Consider the following 13,004-nt stretch of genomic DNA (forward strand, 5'->3'; position numbering starts at 1 on the left):
GGGCGGCCCGGTGCCGCCCTGCCCCGTTCAAGGACCGCCCATGGAACACCGCATCGACAGTCCCGCGTCCGGCGTGGCGCTTGTGACGCTCACCCGACCCGACCGGCTGAATGCCCTGACGCTGGAGGGGTTTCAGGCCCTTGCCCGCGGCTTTGCGGATCTGTCGGCCGATCCCGGCATTCGCGCGGTGGTGCTGACCGGCGCAGGGCGCGGCTTCTGCGCCGGTGCCGATCTGGACTCGCTGGCGGCGAATTTCGGCACCGATCCCGGCGGCGGCATCGCCCCGGACCGGATGCGCGCCCATTTCGACAGTTCGGTGAACGCCCTGTTGCGGGCGATGCATGGTATGGAAAAGCCGCTGGTCTGCGCGGTGAACGGCATAGCCTCGGGTGGCGGGGCCGGGCTGGCGCTGGCAGGCGACGTGGTGCTGGCCGCATCCGGCGCGGCGTTCCACCTGCCCTTTGCCCCCCGCCTTGGCATTGTGCCCGATGCGGGTGCCAGTTGGGTGGTGGCCCGTGCCCTGGGCCGGGGCCGCGCCTTGCCGATGATGCTGACCGGCGCCCGGATCGAGGCAGCGCAGGCGCTGGACTGGGGCATGATCTGGGGCATCGAGCCCGACGACCGGCTGCTCCCCGCCGCCTGCGATCTGGCCGCGCGGCTTGCCACCCAGCCTGCCGCCGTCCTTCCCTGGTTGCGGCAGGCGGTGGATCTGGCCACCGCCCAACCGCTGGACGCCCAACTCGATTTCGAGCGCGAGGCGAACGCCCATCTGTGCACCACGCCCGATTTCGTCGAGGGCGTGACCGCATTCCGCGCCAAGCGCCCGCCCCGGTTCGGGCAGACGCCGCAGGACTGACGGCTCAGGCCACCTGCCGCTGGCCCCAGCGCGGGAACGGGTCGGGCAGATTGGCCCAGGCTTGCGGCGTATAGTCGGCAGCCTCCACCAGCGCCGCATCCAGCCGGGCGGTGATCGCCGCGCGGTCCATGCCGGATCCGATGAACACCAGTTCCTGCCGGCGGTCGCCCCAGGGTTCCTCCCAGCGTTTTGCCACTTCGGCCAGGCTGTCGGGATGCTGCGGCCAACGCTCACGCGGGACACTGGCCCACCAGCCGCCCAGCGGGGTGACGGTCGAGATCGCCCCCGCCAGGCTGAATTCGGCCACCCAGTTCGGCCGCGTCGCCACCCAGAAATGCCCCTTGGCCCGGATCACGCCCGGCAGATCGCCGTTCAGCACCTGATGCACCCGGTCCGGGTGAAACGGCCGCCGCGCCCGGTAGACGAACGACGAGATGCCATATTCCTCGGTTTCGGGCACATGGTCGGCAAAGCCATACAGTTCCTTGGCCCACATCGGATGCAGATGCGCCTTTTCGAAATCGAACAGGCCGGTGTCGAAAATCTCTTGTGGATCGACAGTGCTGAAATCGGTCTCGATCAGCCGCGCATCGGGGTTCAGCGCCCGCACGATCTTGCGCGCATGGTCCAGCCGTTCGGGGCCGGCCTCGCTGACCTTGTTCAGCACGATCACATCCGCGAACTCGATCTGGTCGGTCAGCAGATCGACCAGCGTGCGCTCGTCCCCTTCGCCCAGCGATTCCCCCCGGTCGGCCAGAAAATCGTGGCTGGAGAAATCTCTGGTCAGGTTCACCGCATCCACCACAGTCACCATCGTATCCAGCCGCGCTACATCGGACAGGCTCTCGCCCGCCTCGTCGCGGAAATCGAAGGTGGCGGCAATCGGCAACGGCTCGGCCACGCCGGTGCCCTCGATCAGCAGATAGTCGAACCGCCCCTCGTCGGCCAGCTTGCGCACCCCTTGCAACAGATCGTCACGCAGCGTGCAGCAGATGCAGCCATTGGTCATTTCGACCAGCTTTTCCTCGGCCTGGTTCAGCGTGGCACCATCGCGGATCAGGTCGGCATCAATATTCACCTCGGACATGTCGTTCACGATCACGGCGACACGGCGGCCATCGCGGTTGTTCAGGACATGGTTCAGCAGCGTGGTCTTTCCGGCACCCAGAAAGCCGGACAGGACAGTGACGGGCAGGCGCAGGTCGCCTGCGGGGCGGTTGGCTGGCATGGCATCCTCAAATGTTATACTATCACATTCATAATCCGCGCGGCCCACCGGCGCAACGGGTTGCGGCGATCATTTTATTACGTAATAACGTAACTAATTCGAGCGATGATCTGTCAAGGAGCCTCCGATGTTGCGATATGTCACCAGCGCCAGCGCGCTGACCCTGACCCTGACCCTGGCGGGTGCCGCCTGGGCGCATGATGACCTGACCCATTTCCGTGTGTTCGTCGGCGACCACACCGCCGGCCAGATCACGGCCTTCGATCTGGACCACCCCGAAAACCGCTGGACCTTTGCCACCACGGGCCAGGTCAAGCTGTTCCCGGTCGCCAATGGTGCTGTCGTGGCCGCCGTCCAGTCCGATGCGGATACGGTGCAGTTCCTGTCCAGCGGCATCGAATTGCACGCCCATGGCGATCATGCCGATATCAAGGTCTCGGATCCCGCCGCGCTTGACACCGTACTGACCGGACCGCGCCCGTTCCATCTGGTCGATCACGATGGCAAGGTCGTGATCAACTATGATCGGGGCGGCTATGCCGAGGTGCTCGACAGCGCCCAACTGGCCAAGGGCCAGATTGCCCCGGTCAGGTTTCCACAGGCACGGGCGCATCATGGCTTTGTCGCGCCGCTTGGCACAAGCTGGCTGTCCACCGTCGCCTCGGATGCCCCGGTCGAAGGCAACGCCGCACCGCCCCGGCTGGGCCTGCAAGCCTTCAACGCCGATGGCACCCCCGCGGGCGATCTGGCAACCTGCACCGCCATTCATGGCGAGGCGTTCTCCGGGGTCTATCTCGCCGCCGGATGCCGCGAAGGTGTGCTGGCGGTCACGGCCGGGGCCAGCGGCCCGGACTACCGCATGTTGCCCTATCCCGCCGATCTGCCCGAAGGCGTGACGACTGGCACCCTGCTGGGGTCCACCGCGATGCAGGTGTTCCTGGGCAACCATGGCGCCGATGGCCTTGTCGTCGTCGATCCGGTGGACGAACCGCATTTCCGCCGCATCGCCCTGCCCTTCCGCCGCGTGGACTTTGTGCTTGATCCGGCGAAACCCGCCCAGGGCTATGTGCTGACCGAGGATGGCACGCTGCACCGGGTGGATCTGCTGGCCGCCGAACTGTCCGCCAGCGCATCGGTGACGGCCGCCTATTCGATGGACGGCCATTGGAACGACCCGCGCCCGCGTCTGGCGATGGCCGGGGATGAACTGATCGTCACCGACCCCGCCGCCGGGCTGCTGCGCCGCATCTCCACCGCAGATCTGTCCGAGATCGGCACCATCGCCGTCGAGGGCATCCCCTACAATGTCACCGTGGTCGGTGGCAGCGGCGTCGATCACTGAAACAATCGCGCGCCGGGCCGACACGGGCCCGGCGCGCGGTTCCCGTCATCCGGCGGTGCCGGTATAATGATCGGCAAGCTGCACGCGCAGATCCTTCTTCGAGATCTTGCCCGTGGCGGTCATCGGGATTTGCGCAACAAAGGCCACCGCATCCGGCACCTGCCATTTCGCCATGGTTGCGCCGATATGCGCCAGAATTTCGGCCTCGCTCACCGTCATCCCGGCCCGCAACACCACCGCCAGCAGCGGCCGTTCATCCCATTTCGGATGCGGGACCGCAATCGCGGCCGCAATGGCCACCGCAGGATGCGACACCGCCGCATTCTCCAGATCTATCGACGAGATCCACTCGCCCCCCGACTTGATCAGATCCTTGGTGCGATCCACGATCAGCAAGTCACCCTGCGGCGTGATCCGGGCCACATCGCCGGTGCGGAACCAACCCTCGGCGTCGAACGCCTTGGCGTTGGCTGCGGCATCGTTGTAATAGGCCGAAATGACCGCCGGGCCGCGCACCAGCAATTCGCCCTTCGCCGCACCGTCATGGGGCTGCCGGGCGCCCTCCTCGTCCACGATCTTGAGATCGACGCCGAACAGCCGCTTGCCCGCCGGAATGCGCGCGGCGATGCGGGTTTCCATGTCCTGATCAGGCTCGGGCCGGCTGACGGTGCCGACCGGGCTCATTTCCGTCATGCCCCAGCCATGCAGCACCTCGACGCCGAACTCCGATTCCAGCGCGCGGATCATGGCAGGCGGCACGGCCGATCCGCCGATCAACAGGGTATGCAGCGCAGCAGGTTTCGCCCCGCGCTTGCGCATCTCGTCGATCAGCCCGGCCCAGACGGTCGGCACACCCCACCCCGCCGTCACCCCCTGCGACTGCATCAGGTCCCACAACGAGGCGCCATCCAGGCGTGGCCCCGGAAACACCAGATCGGTCGCGGACAAGGGCGCGGAATAGGGCAGCCCCCAGGCATTGACATGAAACAGTGGCACAACGGGCAGGATGCGCTGCCCCCGCCCGAAGGACCGCGGCGCGCCCAGCACCACCGAAAAGCTGTGCAACAGGCTGGACCGATGAGAGTAAAGCGCCCCCTTCGGGTCGCCCGTGGTCCCCGATGTATAACACAGCGCCGAAGCAGTATCCTCTGGCAGGTCGGGCCAGTCGTAGCGGCTTGACTGGCCCGCCAGCAGATCCTCATAGACCACGACATCGGCGACATCCGGGCGGTGCGCCGCATCGGTCATCGCCACCAGCCTGATGCCGGGGGGCATCCTGTCGCGCAGCGCCGTGACCAGCGGTACAAAGGTCAGATCAAAGAACAGCACGCTGTCCTCGGCATGGCCCATGATCCATGCGATCTGGTCGGGGAACAGGCGCGGGTTGATCGTGTGGCAGACCGCGCCGATACCGGCGATGGCATAATACAGCTCCAGATGGCGATAGCCGTTCCAGGCCAGTGTCGCCACCCGGTCGCCCGGTTTCACCCCCATGGCCACAAGAGCATGGGCAAGCTGGGCAATGCGGTCGCGCGCCTGCGCATAGCTGTAGTCGTGGATGCCCCCCTCGACAGTCGACGACACCACCCGCCGCTCCGGGTGCACATCGGCGGCATAGTCCATCACGGCAGGGATCGACAGGGGCCGATCCATCATCAGGCCATTCAGCATCGGATAGTCCTCCTCCGGGGCCGGATGCTGGGCAGGACCGACCATGCGTTGTAGAATAGCCGCTCGTGCTGGAACGTGAAGGCCCATCTTGACGCCGCACCGCAGCGGGATGGTCGATCAGAAAGGGGGGCTGTCTGCCCCCCTCTGGCCCGTTCCGGGCCATTCACCCCCCGAGGGTATTTCGGGCAAGATGAAAGCCAGGACCGTATCCGGGGGCTGCGGCGCTGGACCCGGCCCCGGTTCCATGCTTGGCTGCACCAGGGGGTATCGCGATGCACCGGACCACGATCCTGATCACGGGGGCTGCCAGCGGCATCGGCGCCGCCATCGCGCGCAGCTTGGCAGCGCCGGACAGGGCGCTGATGCTGCACACCGGAACGAATGCCGCCGGGCTGGACCTGGTGGCCGGGGCGGCCCGCGCCAAGGGCGCCCAGGTGGCCACGCTGACCGGAGATTTGTCGGACCCCGCCCTGCCGGCGCAGCTTGTGGCGGCGGCGGTGGACCGCTTCGGGGGGCTGGATCAGTTGGTCTCCAATGCCGGACGGGCGCAGCGCGCGGATTTCGACACGTTGAGCGATGCCGACCTGCTGGCCGCGTTCCAGACGATGCCGTTGGCGTTCTTCCGGCTGATCACCGCCGCCCTGCCCCGGTTGCGCCAGTCGTCCTGTGGCCGGGTCGTGGCGATCAGCTCGTTCGTGGCGCATCTGCATGGTACCAACGGGATGCTGTTTCCTGCGACCTCGGCCGCCAAGGCGGCGCTGGAGGCGCTGGCAAGATCGCTCGCCGTGCAACTGGGCCCCGAAGGTGTGACGGTGAATTGTGTGGCGCCCGGCTTTACCCGCAAGGATCCCTCGGGCCATGCTGCCACCTCTGGCGCCGCGATGGACCAGGCCGCAGCCATCACCCCCAACCGGCGCCTTGGCACGCCGCAGGATATTGCGGGGGCCGTGGCGTTTTTGCTATCGGACGCGGCGGCCCATATCACGGGACAGACCCTGCATGTCGATGGCGGCCTCATGTTGCCATGACCGGGGCGGCCAGCGGGGCTCAGCCCGTTTCGATCCCGTCGAATGCGCCTGGATGCACCTCTTGCCAGAAGGTCACGATCGCATCGGCATTCAGGGCCGACATCCAGCCGTGACGCTCGAAATCGTCGCGCGCGGCGCCTTCCAGACGGGCCATGAACAGCCGCTTGTCCGCATCGCGCTGGGTCGGCGTGCGCGCAGCCGCCAGATCCCGGATCCGTTCGAGCCGCCGGGCGCGGGGGGACAGCGGCGCGGGTGCCGGCACGCCCGCCTCGTCCTTCAGCACCCGCGTCAGATAGCCCACCGCGTTGCGCACGCCATCCTGGCCCGCGACATAGGCCAGCTTGGCGCGCAGATGCCCCTCGCCATGTTCGGTCATCCACTGCCGCGCCAGCCGGTCCGACACACCAAGCGCGCGCAACCGGGCATAGACATCCGAGTTGCGGTGCCCTGCCCCGTCGTCGATGTCCAGGATCGAGAGCTGCGGGTTCTCTGCGATGCGGAAGCGGATCTCCGTCACAGTCCGGCCCAACTTGCGCAGCTCCGGCGTGACGATGATGTTCGATGTCTTGTTCACCTCTGCCACGGCAGGCTTGATGATCTTGGCGTTGAGATGTTTGAACTCGTCGTAATACGGGCTGTCCGCCACCCCCATCAGGCGACGGAACAGATCCAGCGTCCACCAGCCGGTGGAACCCGTCCGCACGAACCGATAACAGTTCTCGTACAGGGCAAGGGCATGTCCGCTGGTGAACCGCCGCTGGATGTTCAGGTTGATCAGCGCAAAGACCTTGGGGTCATGCAGCTTTTCCGCCAGGGCCGGGGAATAGGCATATTCGCAGACGCCCGCCTTCAGCTTGGCATAGGACAGCAGCGCCGATACGCCCCATTCCTGCTGTCCGTCGGCATCCAGCATGTCCCATTCCGCCACCGTCTCTGCAAGGCCGCGCAGAGCCGCTTTCAGCGTGTCGATATCGTTGGAATTATAGCCGATCATCAGGCACAATGTCCGCGCGTCGATCTGGTGCCTGGCCTGCGAGGTCAGCGTGTCATAGGCGTTCAGCAACAGCACATTCGACAGTTTGCGCTGCAACAGTGTCAGCTTGCCCGAGACATGAATGGCCGCAACATGCTTTTTCACCGCGCCGCGCCGCAACGGGCCGCTCAGCCGGTCGCGCGGAATGTCGTCCAGTTCCGGACCCTTGGCCATGCGCCGCCCTTCTGCCTCGATTCGACATGCCGGGCGACTATCCGTCAAAAGGTATCCGCGCGCAAGGGATCGCCGGGAACCTTTCCGGCATCCTGCAAACGGGTTCCTGTTGATCGCAGGCGTCGGCAAAGGTATCCGTTTGCGGGATCACGACGGGGCATGGCCCTGGCCCAAAGGCTCTGATAAGGCCCTGTTCGGCGCAAAATCGGCCTGTTCCTGCGAATCGGCGCCTGTTCCCCCGGATCCGGCGACCCGTTATCCCGGAATCGGGTGCCTTTCGTCCTGAAAGCGGAGACCTTTATCTCTGTAACCATTTGCATAGTATAGGTTTTCTTTCCGTAAAGATTCAAAAGATCCTGAAAGAAAACCAAACACGGATGCGCGTCAGGGGTATTTCAAGCGATATGGGCAAGAATGATTCACAATGCCCCCTGCATGTGCCATAGTCTGGCGAACATCTCACCGATCAGCGGACATGTAGCAGTTCCATGGCACAGAAATCGGGCCCGACGGGCAAGACAGACACCCCTCCCTATTTCAATATTGATCCCGCGCAGGCGGCGGGCAAGCTTGGCGCTCCGATTGATACGGCCCGCTTTGCCAAGGCCGCTGCCTTTGCCGCACGGGGTCGGGACGATCTGGCCCGCCGGGGCTATGCCCCTGACGGTCGCAAGCGTTTGCGCAAATTCTCCACCTGGGAGGTGTGCAAATATCTGATTCCCATCAACCCGGCCCATCTGCGCCGCGTGCTGCGCCAGCACCCTGACCTGCCGCAGGGCGAGGGCGAGGCCGGTTCGAAATGGTTCACGCTGGAGGAAGTGCTTGCGCTGCGCGACCATTTCGCCACCGAAGGTGCGAAAGACCGCGAGTATCGCGCGTGGCGGCCCGAGGGGCTTCCGGCCAAGGTGGTTGCTGTCGCCAATTTCAAGGGTGGCGTGGGCAAGACCAGCACCGCCGCCCATCTGGCGATGTCTGCCGCGCTGGACGGGTACAAGGTGCTGGTGATCGACCTGGACAGTCAGGGCTCCATGACCTCGATCATGGGTGGCAAGGTCGAGGATGAATGGCAAACGGTGTTCCCGTTGCTGGCGCGGGACTATGCGTTAAGGGTTCAGGAAGAAAACCGTGTCAGGCTGGCGGCGGGTCAGGCCGCGATTCCCTTTGATGAAACACTGACAGAGGCGCTGGAGGTTTCGCCGCGAAACCTGGTCCAACGCACGCATTGGCCCAACATCGACCTGATCGGGGCGCAGCTCAACCTCTATTGGGCGGAATTCCAGGTGCCGGTCTGGCGGATGCAGTTGCGCAACTGGGCGCTGTGGGACGCGCTGACGAATGCCTTGTCGGATGGGGGGCTGCTCGATGATTACGACATCATTCTGCTCGATACGCCGCCCGCGCTTGGCTACCTTACCATCAACGCCCTGTCGGCTGCCGATATCCTGCTGGTGCCGCTTGGCGCGTCGTTTCTGGAATTCGATTCGACGGGCCGGTTCTTTGACATGATCTATTCCACCTTCGCCAGCATCGAAGACGGCGAGAACCGCGCCCGCCGCGCCGATGGCCTGCCAGAGATGCGGTTCGAATGGGATGCGGTCCGCGCGCTTGTCACCCGATTCGATCCGGCGCAGCAGGCCGATCTGGGCAATGTGATTCAGGCCTATTTCGGCGACTTCATGACGACCTATCGGCAAGAGATGACCGTGATGGTCGGGCAGGCTGGCGAACAGGTATCGGGTATCTATGAGACCGATTACCGCGACTTCAATCGTGATACCTACGTTCGTGGCCGAGAGACCTTTGATCGCACCTGGGCAGAGGTCAAGGAAGTGATCCTCGGGACATGGTGGCGCGATCAGCAATTGGCAAAGGAGGGCTGAGCATGGCCAAACGCCGCAATCTGGAGGTGCCCTCCAGCGATGATCTTCAGCGGATGGAGGAGGAGTTTCGCCGCGAAACCTCTGGCCCACGCAGCGCGGTGGCGCCCATCGCCCAGATCGCTGCCGAAACCGCCGCAGCCCATGATCCGCGCCCTGCCGAGATCCGGGCCGAAGCTGCCCGCGACAAGGCAGAGGCGCTGGCCTTTCGCGATGCCCAGGGCCGTGGTCTGGTGATGCAGGAACTTCCCCTGGACGAGATCGAGGCCGACGCCCTGGTCCGCGACCGGCTGATCATCGACGCCGCCGAGCTGGAAGAGTTGCAAGCCGCCATCGCGCGCAACGGCCTGCGCCTGCCGATCGAGGTTTTTGCCCGTCCGGGTCAGGCGCGGCCTTGGGGCCTGTTGTCGGGGTACCGCCGCCTGATGGCCGTCCGGGCCTTGCGCGACCTGAATCGCGATGGCCGCTATGACCGGATCAAGGCGGTCATCCGCACGCCAGAGGCGATGGGCGGTGCCTTTGCCGCAATGATCGAAGAGAATGAAATCCGCGCCGCCCTCAGCCAGTACGAGCGCGGCCGCATCGCGGTGATCGCGGCGCAGCAGGGCGCCTTTGCCAATGCCGAAGCTGCGGTCGAGGCGTTGTTTCCCGTCGCCTCCAAGGCAAAACGCTCAAAGATCCGCTCCTTTGCGCTGATCTTCGAAGAGTTGGGCGATATGCTGAAGTTCCCCGACCTGATCCGTGAAAAGGATGGGCTCCGGCTGGCACAGGCGCTGCGGGACGGCGCCGAGGCCGATCTGCGCGAGGCGCTGGCGCAGCAGGATCCGAAATCCGCCGAGGACGAGGCCGCCCTGATTGCCGAGGTTCTGGACCAGCTTGCCAACCCTGCGCCCGATCCGCGCAAGGGGGGGCGCCCCAAACGCGCGCCGGGCCCTCGTGCGGTTGCAACCTCTGGCTTTGTCATTGAATCGCAGGAGGATTCGCGCGGCTGGTCCATCCGGCTGGGCGGCCCCCGTCGCGCCGACCGCGAGTTGGTCGAAACCCTGGTCCGAGAGCTGCAGCGCCTTCTGGATCGGCCCGACTGATCGCCGACCCGGCAGGGCCAGGGAGGGGCGGATTGTCTGACAATCTGATTGACTCCCGATCGGCGGCTTGCCTACCCTGCCCGCATGATCGGTTGTGCGGACAGTGCCGACCGGCCCCAAGCGGAGGATATCATGCCACTACCCCTGTCATTGGGCGGGCTGCGCGTGCCAGCCATTGCGTCGCCGATGTTCCTGACCTCTGGCCCTGATCTGGTGGTGGAATGCTGCAACGCGGGTGTGATCGGTACGTTTCCTTCGCTCAACCAGCGCAGCACGGCGGGGTTTGTGGACTGGTTGGACGAGATCGGCGCCCGCTTGCGCCCCGATGCTGCGGCCTATGGCGTCAACCTTGTCGTGCGCAAGTCCAATCCGCGATTGCAGGCGGATCTGGCCGAGGTGGTGGCCCACAAGGTGCCGCTGGTGATCACCGCGCTTGGCATCTCGACCGAGGTGGTGCAGGCGGTGCATTCTTACGGCGGTGTGGTGTTCCACGACGTGATCAGCCGTCGCCACGCCGAAAAGGCGGCCGAGGCGGGTGTGGATGGCATCATCGCGGTGGCCGCCGGGTCTGGGGGGCATTCTGGTGCGATCAGCCCGTTTGCCCTGGTCAGCGAGATCCGGCAGGTCTTTGACGGCACGATCATTCTGGGCGGGGCGATCAACACCGGGGCACAGATCGCAGCCGCCCGCATGATGGGGGCCGATCTGGCCTATCTTGGCACCCGGTTCATCGCCACCCGCGAGGCCGGGGTGCCCGACGCGCAAAAGCAGATGATGCTGGAGTCGCGGATGGCGGATATTGTCTATACGGCGGCTGTCTCGGGGGTGAATGCCAACTTTCTGCGCCCGTCTCTGGTCGCGGTGGGGCTGGACCCGGACAATCTACCCGATCACGCAGATCTGCGCGCCTTGACGGATGCCAGAGCGTGGAGTGGTATCTGGTCGGCGGGGCAGGGGGTGGGCGGCATTTCTGATCTGCCGGCTGCGGCCGATCTGTGCGCGCGGTTGATCGCGGAATATCGGGCCGCAATGCAGGCGGCGGCGCAGGATCCCTTTGCCGCATGACGGGGTGTGGGTCATGCGAGGTGCCGGAGAGAACACGCCGATGAGCTGGAACCCGCAGGACTTTCCGCCGATGCGGGACGAGGTGCATTATGGCAGCCGGGTGGTCGCTTGTTTCCGTGAGCGGCCGCGCAACCTGTACGCCCTGTTCCAGCAGACCGTGAACCGGGCGCCGCAGGCCGAGGCGCTGGTGGGGGCAGGGGGGCGGTTCACCTGGGCCGAGGTGTCGGCAGAGGTGGATCGCGTGGCCGGTGCCATGTCTGCGCTGGGTGTGGCCTTGGGCGACCGTGTGGTCATGGTCATGGGCAATCGGCCGGATTTTGTGATCACATTGTTCGCGCTGTTCCGGCTGGGGGCTGTGGCGGTGCCGGTCTCTGTCCGGTCGGCGGCGGCCGAGGTCGGGTATGTCATTGGCAACACCACGGCGCGGCTGGTGGTGCATGATGCGGCGCTGGCCGCGCTGGTGCCGGATGGGGCTTGTCCGTCGGTGGCCTTCGGCGCGCTGGGGCAGGGCAGGGGGGCACTGCCCGCGCTGGCCGCATTGCCGGGAGAGGAGGAGGTGGCGCTGATCCTGCATACGTCAGGCACCACGGGGCAGCCCAAGGGGGCGATGCTGACCCATCTGGCCCAGATCCACGCCGCGATGTATTACGAGGCCGCACTGGGCCTGACGGCGGCGGATCGGGCGGTGGCGACAGTGCCGTTGAACCATCTGACCGGGATTTCGGGCATGATCTGCGCCCCGGTGCGGGCAGGGGCCACGCTGATCGTGATGGAGAATTTCCGCGCGGCAGATTTCCTTGATCTGGCCGAGGCAGAGCGGATGACCTTCACGCTGATGGTGCCTGCCATGTACAATCTGTGCCTGCTGCGGCCCGACTTTGCGGCGCGGGATCTGGGCGCGTGGCGGCTTGCGGCCTATGGCGGGGCGCCGATGCCGGAGCCGACCATCCGGCAGTTGGCCGAGGCGGTGCCGGGCCTGCGCTTTGCCAATTGCTATGGCGCGACCGAAACGGTGGTGGCGCCGCTGATCACGCCGCCTGACCATGCCATTGCGCGGCGGGACTATGTGGGCTGTGCCTTGCCCGGCACGGTGGTGCGCATCATGGATGACGCCGGGCAGGAGGTGCCGCCGGGGACCGAAGGGGAAATCTGGCTGGCGGGGCCAACCATTGTGCCGGGATATTGGAACAACGCCGACGCGACGGCCAAAAGCTTTGTCGGGGGGTTCTGGCGGTCGGGCGATGTGGGCATGGCCGATGCCGAAGGATTTGTCCGGGTGCTGGACCGCGCCAAGGACATGATCAATCGCGGTGGTTTCAAGATTTATTCGGCAGAGCTGGAAAATGTGCTGGCGGATCATCCGCTTGTGGTCGAGGCGGCGGCGGTGGCGCGGCCTTGTCCGGTGCTGGGGGAACGGGTCCATGCCCGCGTGTCCGCGCGGGGCGAGGTCAGCGCCAAGGCGCTGATCCACTGGTGCCAGGAGCGGCTGTCGGATTACAAGGTGCCGGAAACATTGGATATTTCCGACGACCCGCTGCCGCGCAACGCCAATGGAAAGGTGGACAAGGCCGCCATCCGCGCGGCACTGTCCGCCTATGACCGCAGGGCCTGAGCCGGGGTGATCGGCGCCCCGCCAAGGGCGCCG

Annotated in this window: 10 protein-coding genes; 7 read left to right on the plus strand and 3 right to left on the minus strand. The window is 65.7% G+C overall.

Annotated features, from left to right (window positions below):
* Window positions 1-40 precede the first annotated feature (40 nt).
* Window positions 41-856 carry an enoyl-CoA hydratase/isomerase family protein gene (locus tag BW970_RS08770; protein ID WP_076530311.1) on the plus strand — a complete coding sequence of 272 codons (816 nt, stop codon included), beginning with the start codon at window positions 41-43 and terminating at the stop codon, window positions 854-856.
* Between the two features lie 4 nt (window positions 857-860).
* Here BW970_RS08770 and BW970_RS08775 read toward each other — a convergent pair whose 3' ends face one another.
* Window positions 861-2,084 (minus strand): GTP-binding protein, encoded by a 1,224-nt coding sequence (locus tag BW970_RS08775; protein WP_076530313.1) that lies wholly within the window; start codon window positions 2,082-2,084, stop codon window positions 861-863.
* Window positions 2,085-2,211: 127 nt separating this feature from the next.
* Here BW970_RS08775 and BW970_RS08780 point away from each other — a divergent pair, with 127 nt between their 5' ends.
* Complete coding sequence (locus tag BW970_RS08780; protein ID WP_076530315.1) at window positions 2,212-3,426, plus strand: metallochaperone AztD; 1,215 nt, start codon at window positions 2,212-2,214, stop codon at window positions 3,424-3,426.
* A 45-nt stretch (window positions 3,427-3,471) separates the two neighbouring features.
* Here the strand turns inward: BW970_RS08780 and BW970_RS08785 are convergent, their stop codons facing one another.
* Window positions 3,472-5,097, minus strand: a complete 1,626-nt coding sequence (locus tag BW970_RS08785; protein ID WP_229740474.1) for a long-chain-fatty-acid--CoA ligase — start codon at window positions 5,095-5,097, stop codon at window positions 3,472-3,474.
* Window positions 5,098-5,369: 272 nt separating this feature from the next.
* On the opposite strand from BW970_RS08785, the gene BW970_RS08790 reads away from it, so the two are divergent.
* Window positions 5,370-6,125 carry an SDR family NAD(P)-dependent oxidoreductase gene (locus tag BW970_RS08790; RefSeq protein WP_076530317.1) on the plus strand — a complete coding sequence of 252 codons (756 nt, stop codon included), beginning with the start codon at window positions 5,370-5,372 and terminating at the stop codon, window positions 6,123-6,125.
* A gap of 19 nt (window positions 6,126-6,144) precedes the next feature.
* Here the strand turns inward: BW970_RS08790 and BW970_RS08795 are convergent, their stop codons facing one another.
* Entirely contained in the window at window positions 6,145-7,332 is a 1,188-nt protein-coding gene (locus tag BW970_RS08795) for a replication initiation protein (protein WP_076530319.1), read from the minus strand.
* Window positions 7,333-7,820: 488 nt separating this feature from the next.
* Here BW970_RS08795 and BW970_RS08800 point away from each other — a divergent pair, with 488 nt between their 5' ends.
* The 4 genes from BW970_RS08800 to BW970_RS08815 all read left to right on the plus strand — a co-directional run bounded on the left by BW970_RS08800 (window position 7,821) and on the right by BW970_RS08815 (window position 12,971).
* Complete coding sequence (locus tag BW970_RS08800; RefSeq protein ID WP_076530322.1) at window positions 7,821-9,212, plus strand: AAA family ATPase; 1,392 nt, start codon at window positions 7,821-7,823, stop codon at window positions 9,210-9,212.
* Between the two features lie 2 nt (window positions 9,213-9,214).
* Window positions 9,215-10,294 (plus strand): ParB/RepB/Spo0J family partition protein, encoded by a 1,080-nt coding sequence (locus BW970_RS08805; RefSeq protein WP_076530324.1) that lies wholly within the window; start codon window positions 9,215-9,217, stop codon window positions 10,292-10,294.
* 132 nt (window positions 10,295-10,426) lie between these two features.
* Complete coding sequence (locus BW970_RS08810; protein WP_076530326.1) at window positions 10,427-11,359, plus strand: NAD(P)H-dependent flavin oxidoreductase; 933 nt, start codon at window positions 10,427-10,429, stop codon at window positions 11,357-11,359.
* A gap of 40 nt (window positions 11,360-11,399) precedes the next feature.
* Window positions 11,400-12,971, plus strand: a complete 1,572-nt coding sequence (locus BW970_RS08815; protein WP_076530328.1) for a class I adenylate-forming enzyme family protein — start codon at window positions 11,400-11,402, stop codon at window positions 12,969-12,971.
* Window positions 12,972-13,004: the final 33 nt, after the last annotated feature.

The sequence above is a fragment of the Gemmobacter megaterium genome (assembly GCF_900156815.1).
Lineage (GTDB): Bacteria > Pseudomonadota > Alphaproteobacteria > Rhodobacterales > Rhodobacteraceae > Wagnerdoeblera > Wagnerdoeblera megaterium.